The sequence below is a fragment of the Haloferax sp. AS1 genome (genome assembly GCF_014530665.1).
Classification (GTDB): domain Archaea; phylum Halobacteriota; class Halobacteria; order Halobacteriales; family Haloferacaceae; genus Haloferax; species Haloferax volcanii.
Genome location: NZ_SPSA01000001.1, coordinates 2,391,511 through 2,407,062, shown reverse-complemented (window position 1 = coordinate 2,407,062; position 15,552 = coordinate 2,391,511). Strand labels below are relative to the sequence as shown.

General features: G+C 69.2%; 17 protein-coding genes. 7 read left to right on the top strand and 10 right to left on the bottom strand.

The features are described 5' to 3' along the window. Positions 1-12 precede the first annotated feature (12 nt). The 4 genes from E4P24_RS12595 to E4P24_RS12580 form a co-directional block, all read right to left on the bottom strand. Positions 13-570, bottom strand: coding sequence for a universal stress protein (locus E4P24_RS12595; RefSeq protein ID WP_188148546.1), 558 nt, complete (start codon positions 568-570; stop codon positions 13-15). A 153-nt stretch (positions 571-723) separates the two neighbouring features. Then, on the bottom strand, positions 724-1,737 hold the full coding sequence (locus E4P24_RS12590; RefSeq protein WP_115802916.1) for an amidohydrolase family protein: 1,014 nt from the start codon (positions 1,735-1,737) through the stop codon (positions 724-726). Positions 1,738-1,789: 52 nt separating this feature from the next. After that, positions 1,790-3,013: an HD domain-containing protein gene (locus tag E4P24_RS12585; protein ID WP_115802917.1), complete on the bottom strand. Its 1,224-nt coding sequence runs from the start codon at positions 3,011-3,013 to the stop codon at positions 1,790-1,792. Positions 3,014-3,097: 84 nt separating this feature from the next. After that, complete coding sequence (locus E4P24_RS12580) at positions 3,098-4,270, bottom strand: HD domain-containing protein (RefSeq protein ID WP_004062504.1); 1,173 nt, start codon at positions 4,268-4,270, stop codon at positions 3,098-3,100. Positions 4,271-4,396: 126 nt separating this feature from the next. Here E4P24_RS12580 and E4P24_RS12575 point away from each other — a divergent pair, with 126 nt between their 5' ends. From E4P24_RS12575 to E4P24_RS12545, 7 genes are all read left to right on the top strand, one after another. Next, complete coding sequence (locus E4P24_RS12575) at positions 4,397-4,657, top strand: hypothetical protein (protein WP_004062505.1); 261 nt, start codon at positions 4,397-4,399, stop codon at positions 4,655-4,657. A gap of 105 nt (positions 4,658-4,762) precedes the next feature. Beyond that, positions 4,763-5,755: a 2-phospho-L-lactate transferase gene (cofD, locus tag E4P24_RS12570; RefSeq protein ID WP_188148545.1), complete on the top strand. Its 993-nt coding sequence runs from the start codon at positions 4,763-4,765 to the stop codon at positions 5,753-5,755. After that, positions 5,755-6,546, top strand: a complete 792-nt coding sequence (locus E4P24_RS12565) for a tRNA-dihydrouridine synthase (protein ID WP_115802921.1) — start codon at positions 5,755-5,757, stop codon at positions 6,544-6,546. The genes cofD and E4P24_RS12565 overlap by 1 nt, the downstream gene beginning before the upstream one ends. Next, positions 6,546-7,406 carry a triphosphoribosyl-dephospho-CoA synthase gene (locus E4P24_RS12560; protein WP_188148544.1) on the top strand — a complete coding sequence of 287 codons (861 nt, stop codon included), beginning with the start codon at positions 6,546-6,548 and terminating at the stop codon, positions 7,404-7,406. The genes E4P24_RS12565 and E4P24_RS12560 overlap by 1 nt, the downstream gene beginning before the upstream one ends. After that, entirely contained in the window at positions 7,403-8,101 is a 699-nt protein-coding gene (locus E4P24_RS12555) for a DUF447 domain-containing protein (RefSeq protein WP_188148543.1), read from the top strand. The genes E4P24_RS12560 and E4P24_RS12555 overlap by 4 nt, the downstream gene beginning before the upstream one ends. A gap of 24 nt (positions 8,102-8,125) precedes the next feature. Beyond that, complete coding sequence (locus E4P24_RS12550) at positions 8,126-8,314, top strand: 30S ribosomal protein S17e (protein WP_004042417.1); 189 nt, start codon at positions 8,126-8,128, stop codon at positions 8,312-8,314. Between the two features lie 207 nt (positions 8,315-8,521). Continuing rightward, positions 8,522-9,178 carry a glycerophosphodiester phosphodiesterase gene (locus E4P24_RS12545; RefSeq protein WP_004062510.1) on the top strand — a complete coding sequence of 219 codons (657 nt, stop codon included), beginning with the start codon at positions 8,522-8,524 and terminating at the stop codon, positions 9,176-9,178. A gap of 1 nt (position 9,179) precedes the next feature. Here E4P24_RS12545 and E4P24_RS12540 read toward each other — a convergent pair whose 3' ends face one another. The 6 genes from E4P24_RS12540 to E4P24_RS12515 form a co-directional block, all read right to left on the bottom strand. Further along, positions 9,180-9,482, bottom strand: a complete 303-nt coding sequence (locus E4P24_RS12540) for a hypothetical protein (RefSeq protein ID WP_188148542.1) — start codon at positions 9,480-9,482, stop codon at positions 9,180-9,182. Between the two features lie 63 nt (positions 9,483-9,545). Next, positions 9,546-9,815, bottom strand: a complete 270-nt coding sequence (locus E4P24_RS12535) for a hypothetical protein (protein ID WP_004042408.1) — start codon at positions 9,813-9,815, stop codon at positions 9,546-9,548. Further along, positions 9,812-11,356 (bottom strand): acyl-CoA carboxylase subunit beta, encoded by a 1,545-nt coding sequence (locus tag E4P24_RS12530; protein ID WP_004062513.1) that lies wholly within the window; start codon positions 11,354-11,356, stop codon positions 9,812-9,814. Before E4P24_RS12530 ends, E4P24_RS12535 begins: the two co-directional genes overlap by 4 nt. A gap of 221 nt (positions 11,357-11,577) precedes the next feature. Next, complete coding sequence (locus tag E4P24_RS12525) at positions 11,578-12,996, bottom strand: sodium-dependent transporter (RefSeq protein WP_004062514.1); 1,419 nt, start codon at positions 12,994-12,996, stop codon at positions 11,578-11,580. 172 nt (positions 12,997-13,168) lie between these two features. Then, positions 13,169-14,506, bottom strand: coding sequence for a sodium-dependent transporter (locus E4P24_RS12520; RefSeq protein ID WP_006601415.1), 1,338 nt, complete (start codon positions 14,504-14,506; stop codon positions 13,169-13,171). A gap of 259 nt (positions 14,507-14,765) precedes the next feature. Next, on the bottom strand, positions 14,766-15,473 hold the full coding sequence (locus E4P24_RS12515; protein ID WP_188148541.1) for an SDR family oxidoreductase: 708 nt from the start codon (positions 15,471-15,473) through the stop codon (positions 14,766-14,768). Positions 15,474-15,552: the final 79 nt, after the last annotated feature.

The window sequence follows — 15,552 nt, the reverse complement described above, 5'->3', positions numbered from 1 at the left end:
ACTCTCGTTTCGCTACTCTCCGCCGTCGGCGGTCGCCGTCGAGTCGGCGGCCGCGTCCGCCTCGGCCTCCGCGGGCGTCTCCGGCGCGGTCTCGCCCGGCACCTCGACGGCGTGCTCGTCAGCGTCGTCGCCGCCCTCGATGCGAACGGTCAGGACGGGGACTTTCGACGCGCGGACGACCTTTTCAGCGACCGAGCCGAGGAGGAGGCGGTCGATACCGCCGCGGCCGTGGGTCCCCATCACGATGAGGTCGCACTCGCCGCGCTCGGCGAACTCGACGATTTCGCGGCTCGGCGTCCCTTCGAGGACGTGCGTCTCGACGGGGACGCCCTGCGACTCGGCCGCGCGCTCGACTTTGTCGAGCGCCGATTCGGCGTCGGCGCGCAGCATGTCGTCGAGCCCCTCCCACGACGATTCCATCGGAAGCCCCGCGAAGCTCCCCGCGTTCACCACGTACACACCGTGGAGTTCCGCACCGTGGACGGCCGCTAACGCCGCCGCGTGGACCGCGACGCGCTCGGAGCCGGCGGAACCGTCGATGGGAACGATGATTCGGTCGTACAATACCATGACACTTGATAACATATTCTCGGGGTCGGTAATAACCCTTTGCTACGGGAGGAGTACTGCGAGAATAGGTCGGCGTTCGTGAGCGTTTCGCGGCCCAACGGCCGACGGTCGCGGGTCGGCGGTCGCGAGCCGGCGATGCGTCCGCCGCCCGACTCAGAGATACACGTCTTTCACGTCCGCCTGTCCGGCGCGGCGGACGACGGCGCGGACCACGTCCTCGACGCCCGCGAGGTTGTCCGTGTCGCCGTCGAGGACCAGCAGCTTGGCGTCGCGCCCCTCCTCGACGAGGCCGTAGTTCAGCCCGGCGATGTCGGCCCCGTTGACGGTCGCCATGCGGAGGACTTCGGCGGCCGACACGTCCGCCAACTTGGAGGTGAACTCCATCTCGCGGAACATCGAGGGGCTGTTGAGCATCACGTTGTCCGTGCCGAGCGCGACGGTGGTGCGGTCAACCAGTTCGCGAATCGGCGCGACGCCCGCGTCGGTGACGAGGTTCGACCGCGGGCAGATGACGATGGGAATCTCGCTGTCCTCGACGCGCTCGAGGTGGAGCGCCTCGGGGTGGACCATGTGGACGAGGAAGTCCGGGTCGAGGTCCAGCGCGGCGTTGATGTCGTGGGCGTCGCGCTCGCCCGCGTGGATGCCGAACAGCTTTCCGGCGGCCTCGGTCGCGTTCCGAAGCGCGCCGAACTCGCCGTCCCGCGCGCCCGACGCGCCGAAGCCGTCTGCGATTTCCATCGCGTCCGCCGTCTCGCGCCCGAAGACGACCGCCTCGATGTCGCGGCCGTCGAGCGCCCGCCGGATGACGTCGACGCCCTCGACGCCGCCCTCGCGGAACTCCAGACAGGCCGCCGTCCCGCCGGCCTCCATCATGCGGAGCGACCGGTGCATCGCGGCGGCTTTCTCTTCGGTGCTGGCCGCGCGGAGGAGCCGGTGTTTCAGCCCGTCCGGCGGCGCGACGAGATCGTCGAGCGACAGCCCCTCGCCGGCCTCCTTGGCGATGGAGTCACCGAGGTGGGTGTGGGCGTTGACGAACGCGGGCAGGATGATGTCCGTCGACTCGGTCGCCGTCTCCTCGACTGCGGTTATCGTGCCCTCTTCGACGACGACCCGCCCCTCGACCGGGTCGAAGTCGCGGCCGCGGAGTATCGTACCCTCGAGTTGCATCGCTCTCGACTGCGTCTCGGCGGTGCTTGAACCTCCCGTCTCGGGACGGCGGCTACTCGAACTCGTCGAGCGTCGCGTTGAGGCCGCTTCTGACCTCGGCGACGAGCGCGCCGTCCGCGTCGAGGCCGAGCACGTCGGCGGCCGCGCGGCCGACGCGCTCCGTCTCCTCGCGCGGGGCGTAGACGCCGAGTCGCCACTGCTGTTCCTGTGCGGTCCGAAGCGCCTGCACGAGCGGCGACTCGCGCTCCAACTGCCGCATCTCGCCGTTGACCATCACCCGCGACGACGACTCGGTCATCGACGGGCGCGAGGGCACGTCGAGGATGACGGACTCGGGCGACACGTCGGCGGCGGCGGCGATGTCCCGCTCGAACGCCGCGAGCGTGTCGTGTTCGGCGTCGATAATCGAGTCGGGGACGTTCGGCAGCTCCGCCCAGACGGCCCGCTTGTAGAGGTCGCGGGTGGCCAGCCGCTCGGCGAAGGCGCTCGTCGAGTCGGTGAGGCGGAGCGCGACGAGCAGGTCGGGGTCGTCCATCCGGCGAAGCTCCTCGGCGTCGATGTCGGGCTCGTCGAGCAGTCGCTCCGACGCGCGACGGAGCATCGCCTTCGAGATGCGCGCGACGTGGTGCTGGTAGACGGTCGGGTTCATGAGCGCGCGGGCGAGAAGCAGCGACTCGGCGGTCTGAACGTTCCCCTCCGCGAGGACCAACTCGCCGTCGACGAACGTCAGCTCTCGAATCAGGCGCTCGTGGTCGATAGTGCCGTAGGGGACGCCGGTGTGGTGGGCGTCGCGGACGAGGTAGTCCATCCGGTCGACGTCCAACTCCCCGGAGACGAGTTGACCGAACTCGCCGTCGCCCTCGACCAAGGCGGCGACGCGTTCGGGGTCCAGCCCCTCGTCCTCCAGCGTCTCACCGACGGTCCCGCGGGCGACGAGTCCCTCCACGTCGTCGTGGTACTTGCCGGTGTGGCGATGGGTCACGTCCTCGATGTTGTGGCTGTACGGGCCGTGGCCGACGTCGTGGAGGAGCGCCGCGGCCTCGACGTGGGCGGCGGCGTCGCCCTCGATGCCGAGATGCGAGAGGGCGCGGGAGGCGAGGTGGTAGACGCCGAGGCTGTGTTCGAACCGCGTGTGGTTCGCGGAAGGGTAGACCAGCTGGACGGTTCCCAACTGCTTGATGTGCCGGAGGCGCTGCATCTCCGGCGTATCGAGGAGGGCTTCGGCCGCGCCCTCGACCTCGATGTGGTCGTGGACGCTGTCCTTGATGGTCGTCATTGTGGGTGAATCGGCCGCCATCGGTGAAAAAGGGTCGGTGGGATAGAGTGGGGTGGGCTGGGGTGGGGCGGTATGCCTCCGCTCTCAGGCGGGCGTCGTCACGCGAACCGGAAGTCCGAGGGCGTCCACGGCGGCCGCGGCCACCTCGTCGCGGACTGCTTCGGGCGCGTAGACGCCGAGTCGCCACTGCGTCCGCTCGGCCGACCGGAGCGCGCCCACGAGTTCGGAGGCGTCTTCGAGGCGTCGGACGACGCCGTTGACGACGACGCGCGACCGGGACTCCTTGATTCGCGGCCGCGACGGGGCGTCCACGATGACCGACTCGGGCGGCACGTCGGCGGCGTCGGCGATGTCCCGCTCGGCCGCCCGCGTCCCCTCGAAACCGAGTTCGACCACGTCGGTCGGCACGGCGTCGATTGGTGCCCAGACGGCCCGCTTGTAGAGGTCGCGGCGCTCGATTCGGCGGCCGAGGTCGGGCACGCGCTCGCCGAGGGCGACGAGCAGGTCGTGGTCGGCCATCCGGACGAACTCCTCGATGGGCACGCCGTCGTCGACGAGGCGCTCGGAGGCGCGTTCGAGCATCGCGCCCGCGATGCGGGAGACGTGGTGGCGGTAGACGGTCGCGTTCATCAGCGCCCGGGCGAGAAGCAGGGATTCCGCCGTCTGGACGTTCCCCTCGGCCAACACGAGTTCGCCGTCCCGGTACCGGAGTTCGCGGACGAGGCGGCCGTGGTCGATAGTGCCGTAGGGGACGCCGGTGTGGTGGGCGTCGCGGACGAGGTAGTCCATCCGGTCGACGTCCAACTCCCCGGAGACCAACTGCCCGAGGCCGCCCGCGCCGTCGACCATGTCGGCGACGCGGTCCGGGTCGAGACCGTGGTCGGTCAGCACGTCTCCGACCGCGGTCCCGTCGAGCAGGTGGTGAATCTCGTCGTGGTCGCGGCCGGTCCGCCGGCGGATGAGGTCCTCGGTCTGGTGGCCGTAGGGGCCGTGGCCGATGTCGTGGAGGAGCGCGGCGGCGCGGACGTGGGCGGCGCGGTCGCCGTCGACGCCGAGATGCGAGAGGGCGCGGGAGGCGAGGTGGTAGACGCCGAGGCTGTGTTCGAACCGCGTGTGGCTCGCGGAGGGGTAGACGAGTCGAACCGTCGAGAGCTGTTTGATGTGTCGAAGCCGCTGGAACGCGGGCGTATCGACCAGTTCGGCGGCCACGGGGTCGAGCGAGATGTAGTCGTGGACGCTGTCCTTGACGGCGGTCATAGCGGGTGTTGTGCGAGAGGCATCAAATAGCCGAGCATTCGCGTCGTCGGAGGGTCGAAAGGCGGGGACGACTCGGAAGCCGCTGCGCCCACAAACCGTTTCACGCGGGGGCGACGATGCGGGACTATGAGTCTCCGCTCGGCCCTCGGAAGCGCCCTCGGTTACGCTCTTCTCGGCCTCGCGTGCCTGTTCGTGGTCTTCGCGGGGTACTGGGCCGCCGTGAGCGCCCTGACCGGCGCGACCGCCGGGCGCGCGATGTTCGTCGTCTTCGGCCTCGGCGCGGCCGTGACGACCGGTTTTTTCGGCTACTTCGTCAGGAAGGCGGTCGCCGGACAGGTGATGCCGTCGGAGTTCGACGTGTCGGTGGCCTATCGCGGCGGTCGCTGACGAGGGTTTCGCCGGTCTCCGCGGCCGTCCCGCGCTCGTCGTCCGCGACCGGCCGGCGTCTCCGGTGAAGGAACTTTCAAACGGGCACTCGCCGTACGGCGCACCATGGTTACGTTTCTCGCCGGGGGGACGGGCACCCCCAAACTCCTCGACGGGGCCGCCGGGGTGTTCGACCCCGCCGAGACGACCGTCGTCGCCAACACCGGCGACGACGTGGAACTCGGCGGCCACCTCGTCTGTCCCGACGTGGACACCGTCCTCTTCGCCGGCGGCGGCGTCCTCGACACCGACCGCTGGTGGGGAATCGCCGGCGACACCACCGCGACCGACGACGAACTCCACCGCCTCGCCGACGCGGCCGGCCTCGAATCCGGCCCGCGATACCTCCCCGAGTCGGCCCAGACGGCCGGCCGCGACATCGCCCGCTGGCGGCGCTTCTCCGGCGTCGCGGCGTTCATGGAAATCGGCGACCGCGACCGCGCGGTCCACATCACCCGCACCTCGCTGCTCGACGAGGGCGACACACTCACCGAAGTCACTCAGACCCTCGCCGCCACCTTCGACCTCGACGTGTCGCTCCTTCCGATGAGCGACGACCCCGTGGCCACCCTGATTCACACCGACGAGGGGACGATGCACTTCCAAGAGTACTGGGTCCACCGCCGCGCCGACCCCGCCGTCCGCGACGTGGAGTTCCGCGGCGCTGACGACGCCACAATCACCGACGCGGTCGCCGACGCCCTCGAAGAGCCCGTCGTCGTCGGCCCTTCGAACCCCGTCACGAGCATCGGGCCGATGCTCGCCATCGACGGCTTCGCGGACGCCCTCGACGACACGCCGGTCGTCGCCGTCTCGCCGTTCGTGGAGGACACCGTGTTCTCCGGCCCCGCCGCGGACCTCATGGCGGGCGTCGGCTACGAGCCGTCGACTGCGGGCGTCGCCGCGGCCTACCCCTTCGCCGACGCGTTCGTCCTCGACACGGACGACGGGACCGACCTCGACCGCCCGGTCGTCAGGACCGACACCCGAATCGACGGTCCCGACGACGCCGAGCGCGTCGCCCGCGCCGTTTCCGAGGCGCTCGCGGAGGTGTCGTGATGTTCGCCCCGCGGGTCGCCGTTGCGAGCCTCAGCGGCGAGTCCGACGCCGCGTGGGCCGACGCCGCGGTCCCCCACGTCGGCGCGGCGTTTCTCGGCGGCGTCGCCCTCGACGAGCCCGCACAGGCGGCGGCCCGCGACCTCGTCGCCCGCGGACGCTCGGAGTTCCTCGCCGACGACCCGGTCGGCTTCGTCGCCGCCCAACTGGATTCCCTCGACGAGTTCGGCGGGGAAGACCGGTTCGTCGCCGTCAACGTCAGAGCGACCTCGCCCGACCCGATTCGGGCGGTCGCCGCCGTCTGCGCCGACCGCGGCGCGGGCGTGGAGATAAACGCCCACTGCCGACAGGACGAACTCTGCGCCGTCGGCTGCGGCGAGACGCTCCTGCGAGATTCCGACCGGCTGGCCGCGTACGTCGCCGCGGCCGCCGAGTCGGGCGCATCCGTCGGCGCGAAAGTCCGCGCCGAAATCGACGGCGTTGACCTCCCGAATCTCGCGGCCACCCTCGCCGACGCGGGGGCCGACTGGCTCCACGTCGACGCGATGGACTCCGAGGCCGTGATTGCCGACGTGGCCGCCGCCGCGCCCGACCTCTTTCTCGTCGCCAACAACGGCGTCCGCGGCCGCGAGACGGCGACCGAGTACCTCGACTACGGGGCCGACGCCGTGAGCGTCGGGCGGCCGAGCGACAATCCGCGGGTCCTCTGCCGGGTCCGAACCGCCGTGGACGACTGGTTCGCCGGCCGCGAGGACGCCGCCGAGTCGGGCGACGAAAGCGAGGTGTCCGCCTGATGGTCGCGCCCGTCTCCGACCGCGGGTTCGGCCCCGCGCGGCACGCCGAACTCGCGCTCCTGCTCGAAGTCGCCGGGACGCCCAAACCGGGGAACGTCGACCGCCGACGCGACCTCTCGGACCTGCACTTCGAACAGTTCCTGACCGGGGCGGTCGGCTCCGCGGCCGGCCTCGAACTGGCCGAATCGGGCGCGCCGGTCGGCGAGGCGTTCGAGGAGGCGGTCGCCGGCATGAGCCGACAGGGCGGCGGCAACACCCAGTTCGGCTGTCTCCTGCTTCTCGTCCCGCTCGTCCGGGCGGCGGCCGACGACGACCGCGACCTCTCGCCCGCCGGCGCGACCGCCGTGGCCGAGTCGACCACCGTCGCCGACGCGGTCGGGTTCTACCGCGCGTTCGAACACGTCGACGTGGCCGTCGGCGACGTGCCCGACGACGCCCCGGACCTCGACGTTCGGCGCGGCGGCGACGCGGCCGAGGCGCTCCGAGACCGCGGATGCACGCTGTACGACGTGATGGGCCTGAGCGCCGAGCGCGACGCCAACGCCCGCGAGTGGACCGGCGGCTTCGCCCGAACGTTCCGCGCGGCCGAGACCATCCTCGATGACGACGGCCCCGTCACCGACCGCGTCGCCCGCGCGTTTCTCGACCTCCTCGCGGAGGAGCCGGACACGCTCGTCGCCACGAACCACGGCGAAGCCGTCGCCCGCGACGTGATGGCCCGCGCGGCCGACGTCTCCGACCTCGACGAGGCCGAGGAGCTGGCCGAGGCGTTCGTCGCCGAGGGAATCAACCCCGGGACGACCGCCGACATCGTCTGCGCGGCGACGTTCGTCGCGCTGGAGCGGGGGGTGCCGCTGTGAGCGACGAGCGCGAGCCCGAATCCGAACCGGAATCCGCGACCGACTGGCCGGTCGAACTCCGCGGCGTCACCGAGACGGTCGTCGCCACGCTCGGGCCGAACGACCGGTGGAACTTCGCGGCGCTCGGCGTCCACGCGCCGGCGGCCGACGGCGATGACGACGGCGCGTCTTCCGGGTCGTCCGGGTCGTCCGGGTCGCATCTCCCCGCCACCGCCACGACGTGGGGCAACACCCGAACTCGCCGGAACTTCCACCGGCAGGGCGGCGGAGTCGTCCAGTTCGTCTCCGACCCGCAGGCGTTCGTCGAGGCCGCGATGACTATCTACGAGCGTGACTCGCCGGTCCTCGACTCGGCGGACGCGTGGGCCGAAGTCGAGGCGACGCCGGTCGATTCGGGCGAGGACGGCGGGACCGAGTGGGAATCGTGGGAGCTCCGGCCCGTCGATGCCGCGGTCGAGCGGACCCGGCCGTTCACCATCAACCGCGGCTTCGGCGCGGTCATCGACGCGACGGTTGCGGCCTCGCGGCTCGACGTGCCCGCCTTCGACACCGACGACCTGTTGGCCCGACTCGACTACTTCGCCGAGACGGTCGAGAAATGCGGCGGGAAACGAGAGCGCGAGGCGTTCGCGCGAATCGACGAGTTGACGGGCTGGCGCGAGCGGGCGGCCGCGAGACGGAACGAATCGTTTTAGTGTTCGTCCGGGGAATCTTCCGACATGGCAATCAAGCCCAAGTACGTCAAGCAGCTTGGTAACATCCTGCTGGAGCGATACCCGCAGGCGTTCAACACGGACTTCGAGACGAACAAGGACAGCGTCGAGGAACTGACCACGGTCGAGTCGAAGGGCGTCCGCAACCGCATCGCCGGCTACATCACGCGCAAGAAGGGCGGCCAGGGCGCGTAAGTTCGAGTCAGTCGATTCTCTCTGCGAACCATCTTCTCCAGCCCGCGCGGAGCGGCCGCGCCGGTTCGTGCGCGACGAGCGCGTGCGACGGGCGCGCGACCCCCGCGCGGCTCGGTCCCCAGTCCACTATACCCGAACGAACCGCTCCCGAGCGCTTTCGACCGGTCCGGAGGAAGCGTTTAGGCCGCCCTCCCGCGACGTACCGACATGCGCGTCATCGGTCACCGCGGCTGCCCCGCCCTCGCCCCCGAGAACACGCTCGCCGCCTTCGACGCGGCCGCGACGCGACTCGACTGGGTCGAACTCGACGTCCGACGCTGCGGCTCCGGCGAACTCGTCGTCTTCCACGACGAGACGCTCGACCGCGTGACCGGCGCGCCCGGCCGCGTCGCCGAGGCGACTCTCGCGGAGTTGCAGGCACTCACAATCGACGACTCCGACGAGTCGATTCCGACGCTCGCCGCGGTGTTCGACGCCCTGCCGGACCGCGTTTCGGTCAACGTCGAACTGAAAGAACGCGGCCTCGTAGACGACCTCGCCGCCGTCGTCGGCGGCGCGGAACACGAGATACTCGTCTCGTCGTTCGACGCCGAGGCGCTCCGCGAGGTGCGCGAGGCGACCGCGCTCCCGGTCGCGTTCCTCTTCGCGTCCGACTGGGCGGAGTCGCTGTCGGTCGCCGCCGACCTCGACTGCGCGGCCGTCCACCCGCACTACGACCTGCTCTCGTCGGCGCGGGTCGAGGAAGCGCACGACCGCGGCTTCGAGGTCAACGCGTGGACGGTCCCCGACCGCGAGATAGTTCGGCGGCTCCGGGAGTGCGGCGTCGACGGCGTCGTCGTCGACGACCCGGCGCTCGCGGAGTGAGCTACCGAATCCGACGCTCGCCGCGGAACGCCTGAAACGCCGTCTGGTCCCGTCGCACGCCGAGTGCGAACGAGACGAGCGCGACGACGACGCAGACACCGACAACGGCGGTCGGGAGAACCCCGTCCGGGAGGTAGCCGTTCGCCGTCCCGAGTTCGACGCAGGTCCCGGCGAAGACGGCGGCGAGCGCCGCGGAGACGAAGTCGGGTTCCCCCTCGTCGGCGTAGTGTGCCGCGACAGCGACGGCGGCGAAGCCGGCGAGAACGGCGTTGAGAAACAGCCAGCCGAGCGCGGTTTGGACCATGTTGGCCCGGTTGACGTCGGACGAGAATGTGAATGTTCTGTCGTAAATCCGCAGGCCCCCGATTCAGAACCGGTCGACGCGGCCCGAGGCGGCCCACGCGTCGGTCGGCGCGCCGGAGGGGACGCGGTGGCCACAGCCCGTGACCGATTCGAGACGGCCGGCGTACCGCCAGCGCTCCTCGTTCCACGTCTCCTCGCCGTCCCCTGCGGCCGCGGCGGCCGCGGCGACCGACTGGTCGTGGAGGTGCGCGCCGACGGCGGCGGCGATGGCCGCGGCCTCCTCGGCGTCGGCGTCGTCCGGAATCGACAGCCCCGACAGCAGTTCGCCGCTCATAGCGGGATGTTGCCGTGTTTCTTGTCGGGTTGGGACTTGCGCTTGGAGTTCAGCATCCGGAGGTCGGAGATGAGGCGCTCGCGGGTCTCGCCGGGTTCGATAACGTCGTCGATGAAGCCGCGGTCCGCGGCGGTGTAGGGGTTGGCGAACTCCTCGCGGTACTCCTCGATGAGTTCGTCGCGGCGGGCGTCGGGGTCGTCCGCGGCCTCGAGTTCGTCGCGGTAGAGGATGTTGACCGCGCCCTGCGGGCCCATCACGGCGATTTCGGCGGTCGGCCACGCGTAGTTCACGTCCGCGCCGAGGTGCTTCGAGGCCATCACGTCGTACGCGCCGCCGTAGGCCTTGCGCGTGATGACGGTCATGAGGGGGACCGTCGCCTCGGAGTAGGCGTACAGGAGTTTCGCGCCGTGGCGGATGATGCCGTTGTGCTCCTGGTCCGTGCCGGGCAGGAAGCCGGGCACGTCCACGAACGAGAGGATGGGGATGTTGAACGAGTCGCAAAAGCGGATGAAGCGCGCGCCCTTCTCCGATGCCTCGATGTTGAGGGTACCGGCGTTCACGCGGGGCTGGTTGGCGACGATGCCGACCGAGTGACCGTCGAGGCGACCGAAGCCGACGACGATGTTCTTGGCGAAGTCCTCCTGGACGCCGAAGAAGGAGCCCTCGTCGAGGACGCCGTCGAGCACGTCGTGGATGTCGTAGGGCTTGCGCGGCTGGTCGGGCACGACCCCGGCGAGGTCGTCGTCGACGCGCTCGGGGTCGTCCCACGGCTCGACGCGCGGCGGGTCCTCGACGTTGTTCTGCGGGAGGTACGAAAGCAGGTGGCGGATGTCGTCGAGCGCCTGCTCTTCGGTGTCGGTGGCGAAGTGGGCGACCCCGCTCGTCGAGGTGTGGGTCGTCGCGCCGCCGAGTTCGTCGAAGGTGACCTCCTCGCCCGTGACCGTCTTGATGACGTCCGGGCCGGTGATGAACATGTGGCTCGTGTCGCGGACCATGAAGGTGAAGTCCGTCAGCGCGGGGGAGTACACCGCGCCGCCCGCGCAGGGGCCCATGATGGCCGAAATCTGCGGGATGACGCCCGACGCCTCGGTGTTTCGGCGGAAGATTTCGCCGAAGCCGCCGAGCGACTGGACGCCCTCCTGAATCCGCGCGCCGGCGGAGTCGTTGAGGCCGACGACGGGCGCGCCGACCTCCATCGCCTTGTCCATCACCTTACAGACCTTCTCGGCGAACACCTCACCGAGCGAGCCGCCGAAAACGGTGAAGTCGTGGGCGAAGACGAAGACGGTTCGGCCGTCGACCTCGCCGTAGCCGGTGATGACGCCGTCGCCGGGGAGCTTCGTCTCCTCCATCCCGAACTTGTGGTTGCGGTGGGTTCGGAACTGGTCGAACTCCCGGAAGGTGCCGTCGTCGAGGAAGTAGTCGATGCGCTCGCGGGCGGTCATCTTGCCCTTGTCGTGCTGCGAGGCGATTCGGTCCTCGCCGCCGCCCTTCAGGGCTTTCTCGCGCTTCTCGCGGAGTTCGTCGATCCGGTCTTCCATCGTCATGCCAGACCACCTTCGCTCATTGACTCGTCGGTCCGCAGTCCTCGGTCAAAGGAGTTCCGCAATCCGGCAACCCTTACTTCGACAGTTGTCGAATAATAGGTGGAACAATCATCATGGTTGGTGGCGCGAACGCGGGTCGCTTCTCGGAACGGGTCGGCGGAAAACGAAGGGTTCGGAGGCGAGTTATCGCCCGAATGCGGCGGGCTGGTCGCCGTTTAGACGACCGAATCGGGCTGTCGAAGGCCGAAGAAGGCGGCGGCGGACCCGACGACGGCGACGCCGACGGTCGGCCAGAAGCCGATGGTCGTGTCCACGCCGAAGTGCGTGAGGAGCGTGAAGACGAGGAACAGCGGGAGGACGACGCCGACGGCGAAGAGCCACGGCGTGCCGAGGGACTTCGAGAACTCGCCCGCGCCGGCGGCGAACTCTTCGAGCGCCTCGCGGCCCATGACCCAGCCGACGAACAGGAGGAACGCCGCGAGCCCGGCGGTCAGGAGGACGTTCACGAGCGGCCCGGCGACGAAGCCGAAGATGCCCGGGTTGAACGCGCAGACGCCCCCGGTGACGGCGACGAACGCGGTCATCCCGGAAACGGCGCGTCGGCGTGAGACGCCGTACTCGTCGACGAGGAACGCGACGGGGATTTCGAGCATGCTGATGGAGCTCGACAGCGCCGCGAGCGTCACGACGCCGAAGAACGCGGTGGCGATGAGCGTCCCCGCGGGGAGTTGCGAGAACGCCCCGGCGAGACCGACGAACAGCGCGCCCGGCCCGGTGCCGGTCTCGGTCGGGTTGATTCCCTGCGAGAACAGAAGCGGGAAGACGACGAGGCCGGTGATGACGCCGACGCTCGTGTTGAGGACCGCGATGGCGCTCCCGTCGAAGGGAAGCGAGCGGTCCTCACCGAGGTACGAGGAGTACGTTATCATCGTGCCCGCGCCGAGCGAGAGGGTAAACAGCGCCTGTCCGGCGGCGGGACCGAGAATGGCGAAGAAGTTCTCGGTGATGACCGAGGGGTCGAATCGGAGGAAGAAGGCGTAGCCCGCGGCCGCGTTGGGCTGGGTCGCGGCCCAGCCGGCGAGGCCGACGAGGAGAACGAGCACGGCGGGCATCATGACTTTCGTGCCGAGTTCGATGCCCTTGCGGACGCCCGCGAAGACGATGAGCGCGGTCAAACCGAGGAACAGGAGGTGGTAGAGCGCCGCGTCGACGCCGGCGGAGACGCCGCCGAAGTACTGCCCCGGATTCGTGAAGTACGCGGGGTTGCCGCCGGCGAGCGCGGCCGCGCTTTCGAGGAGATAGCGGATAATCCACCCGCCGACGACGCTGTAAAACGAGAGCAGCGAGATGCCGGTGACGACCGAGAACGCGCCGACGATACCCCATTTTTTCGACCCGGAGAGGTCACGGAGCGCGCCGACCGGCGACTTCTTCGCGCGGCGGCCGATGACGAACTCGCCGAGCAGTCCGGGGACGCCGACGAGGAGGACGATGCCGAGATATACGACGAGGAACGCGCTGCCGCCGTTTTCGGCGGTCTGCCACGGGAACCGCCAGATGTTCCCGAGGCCGACCGCGCTGCCGACGGCCGCGAGGATGAACCCGAGCCGTGTTGCCCATGTTTCTCGTGTCATTGCCACCCATTGACAGCCCACCGGTAAAAGGGCTTTCGAACCGACGATACGTCATCGGAGAAATTTAACGGTTTTGAGTGGTCTACGCGTGAAAATTGCCGTCGAATAGTCGAGGAAGACGCGTCGCTACCGACGATTCCTAACCGCTCGAAAAGCGGGAGCGTTCGCCGCCTCAGAGGGGCGGGACGATGGCCGGGCTCTCGCCGAGGAACAGCGTCTGGAGGCCGAGGGCGAGCGTCGCCACGACGGCGACGATGACGAGCGTGCGGGCGAGCCAGAGCCACGTCAGCCCGACGCCCTCTCCGAGTCCGCTGCCCTTCATCAGTTCGTCGATGGCGGGCGCGCCGTAGACCCACGCCGCGAAGACGAGGATGCCGAGGACCGAAAGCGGGAGGAGCAGCTGGTAGGCGAGCGTGTCGAACCAGCCGAGCCACGCGGAGTCGATAGCCGACGGGACGCCGAGCAGGAAGATGGTCCCGCCGAGGCCGATGGCCATCTGCGGGCGGGACACGTCGTAGTTGTCGATGGCCCACGAGACGACGACTTCGAGCAGGCTGATGGCCGACGAGAGCGCCGCGATGAGCACGACCGCGAAGAAGACGAAGCCGATTATCTGGCCGCCGGGGATGTCACCGAACGCGCCGGCGACGCTGATGAACACCGCGCCCGCGCCGCTCGTGTTGGGGTCGATGCCCTGCGCGAACAGGAGCGGGAGGACGACGAGGCCGGCGAGGATGCCGACGAAGCTGTTCAGGAAGACGATGGTGATGCCGTCGCCGAACAGGCTCTGGTCGCCGTCGATGTAGGAGGCGTAGGTAATCATCGCGCCCATGCCGAGCGACAGCGAGAAGAACGCCTGCCCGACGGCGAAGGGGACGATTTCAGCGAAGTTCTCCGACAGCGCGTTGAAGTCGGGCGAGAGGAAGTACGCGTAGCCCGCCGACGCGCCGGGGAGCGTGAAGGCGAAGACGGCGAGCGCGGCGAGGATGACGACGATGCTCGGCACCATGAGCTTCGTCGCCTTCTCGATGCCGTCTTCGATGCCGGCGGCGACGATGCCGACGACGAGCGTCATAAAGACGGCGTGGAGCGCGAGCGCCTCCATGCCGGCGGACACCTGACCGAAGTACTCCGCGGGGGCGGCGAAGTACGCGCCGGTCAGACTGCCGCCGATGTACCGGAGGACCCAGCCGCCGACGACGCTGTAGTACGACAGAATCCAGAAGCCGGTGAACAGGCCGATAGCGCCGACGACGCGCCACTCCTTGTAGCCGAGTTTCTCGAAGGCGCTGATGGTGTTCAGGTTGGCTTTGCGTCCGATGACGAACTCGGCGAGGATGGCCGGGAGGCCGATGCCGAGCGCCGCGACGATGTAGACGATCAGGAAGGAGGCACCGCCGAACTGGGCGGTCTTGAACGGGAACTGCCAGATGTTCCCGAGGCCGACCGCGCTGCCGACGGCCGCGAGGATGAACCCTGCCCTGGTTGCCCACGTTTCACGTTCGGTCATGTCTATCACCCTGTTGCCGATGTGGGGTGATAAATGACGCGGTATGCCGTCGCATATCGGAGCAAAATTCGACACAATTCTCTAACCAACTATAATATATGGTTCGTTCGTCCGAATTCGCCCCCCGAATAGCCTCATTTTTCTAACGAGTGTCGTGTTCGTGAATCACTTGCGTACCGTGTAAAAATTCGTGCGCACCGAAACGAATGTCATCCCTTATCGTGGCGAATGTTGCCACGAATCAGAGAGAGGAGTCGGGTCAGGCCTCGCCGTACACCGGGACGGCCGCGCCGCTCGTCACGGGCGTCGCGTCCGAACAGAGCGCGAGGACGGTCCGGGCGATTTCCGCGGGCTTCACCCACGAGTCGAAGTCGGCGTCGGCCATCATCTCGCGGTTCATCGGCGTGTCGATGACGCTCGGCATCACCGCGTTCGCGCGCACGACCCCGCGGTTCTCCTCGGCGATGGTTTCGGTGAGTAGACGGACGCCCGCTTTCGAGGCACGGTAGATTCCGTCTCCCTCGCCGCCCTCCAGCGACGAGCGGGCCGAGACGCTCACGACGGAGCCCTCGGTCTCCCGGAGGTGCGGAATCGCGTGTTTCGACGCGAGGAACATCGTCTTGAGGTTCACGTCGAACAGGAAGTCGAAGGTGTCGGCGTCGGTCTCGTCGACCGGCGTCCCGCCGCGCCACGTCCCGGCGATGTTGGCGAGGTGGTCGAGGCGGCCGAAGTCGGAGACGACCTCGTCGACGACGCGCGCCACGTCGTCCTCGTCGGTGAAATCGCCCTCGTAGAACCGCGCTCCTTCGGTCTCGAAAAAGTCGTCTTCGTCGTCGGGTTCGACCACGTCCGCGGCCGCGACCGACGCGCCCGCCTCGTGGAACGCGCGAGCGATTGCGCCGCCGAGTGCGCCGCTCGCACCGGTCACGAGAGCGACGGTTCCGTCGAAATCGAATGTCACGTCCATGTCCGTGCGGTACGTGCGCACGGGACATAATTCGGTCGCGGCTGTGCGCCCGCCGGCGACCGGGCGCGGTGATGGGCTG

Coding starts and splice junctions, on each gene's coding strand:
- E4P24_RS12595 (WP_188148546.1), bottom strand. CDS start 570: ATGGTATTGTACGACCGAATCATCGTTCCCATCGACGGTTCCGCCGGC.
- E4P24_RS12590 (WP_115802916.1), bottom strand. CDS start 1,737: ATGCAACTCGAGGGTACGATACTCCGCGGCCGCGACTTCGACCCGGTC.
- E4P24_RS12585 (WP_115802917.1), bottom strand. CDS start 3,013: ATGACGACCATCAAGGACAGCGTCCACGACCACATCGAGGTCGAGGGC.
- E4P24_RS12580 (WP_004062504.1), bottom strand. CDS start 4,270: ATGACCGCCGTCAAGGACAGCGTCCACGACTACATCTCGCTCGACCCC.
- E4P24_RS12575 (WP_004062505.1), top strand. CDS start 4,397: ATGAGTCTCCGCTCGGCCCTCGGAAGCGCCCTCGGTTACGCTCTTCTC.
- cofD (WP_188148545.1), top strand. CDS start 4,763: ATGGTTACGTTTCTCGCCGGGGGGACGGGCACCCCCAAACTCCTCGAC.
- E4P24_RS12565 (WP_115802921.1), top strand. CDS start 5,755: ATGTTCGCCCCGCGGGTCGCCGTTGCGAGCCTCAGCGGCGAGTCCGAC.
- E4P24_RS12560 (WP_188148544.1), top strand. CDS start 6,546: ATGGTCGCGCCCGTCTCCGACCGCGGGTTCGGCCCCGCGCGGCACGCC.
- E4P24_RS12550 (WP_004042417.1), top strand. CDS start 8,126: ATGGCAATCAAGCCCAAGTACGTCAAGCAGCTTGGTAACATCCTGCTG.
- E4P24_RS12545 (WP_004062510.1), top strand. CDS start 8,522: ATGCGCGTCATCGGTCACCGCGGCTGCCCCGCCCTCGCCCCCGAGAAC.
- E4P24_RS12540 (WP_188148542.1), bottom strand. CDS start 9,482: ATGGTCCAAACCGCGCTCGGCTGGCTGTTTCTCAACGCCGTTCTCGCC.
- E4P24_RS12535 (WP_004042408.1), bottom strand. CDS start 9,815: ATGAGCGGCGAACTGCTGTCGGGGCTGTCGATTCCGGACGACGCCGAC.
- E4P24_RS12530 (WP_004062513.1), bottom strand. CDS start 11,356: ATGGAAGACCGGATCGACGAACTCCGCGAGAAGCGCGAGAAAGCCCTG.
- E4P24_RS12525 (WP_004062514.1), bottom strand. CDS start 12,996: ATGACACGAGAAACATGGGCAACACGGCTCGGGTTCATCCTCGCGGCC.
- E4P24_RS12520 (WP_006601415.1), bottom strand. CDS start 14,506: ATGACCGAACGTGAAACGTGGGCAACCAGGGCAGGGTTCATCCTCGCG.
- E4P24_RS12515 (WP_188148541.1), bottom strand. CDS start 15,473: ATGGACGTGACATTCGATTTCGACGGAACCGTCGCTCTCGTGACCGGT.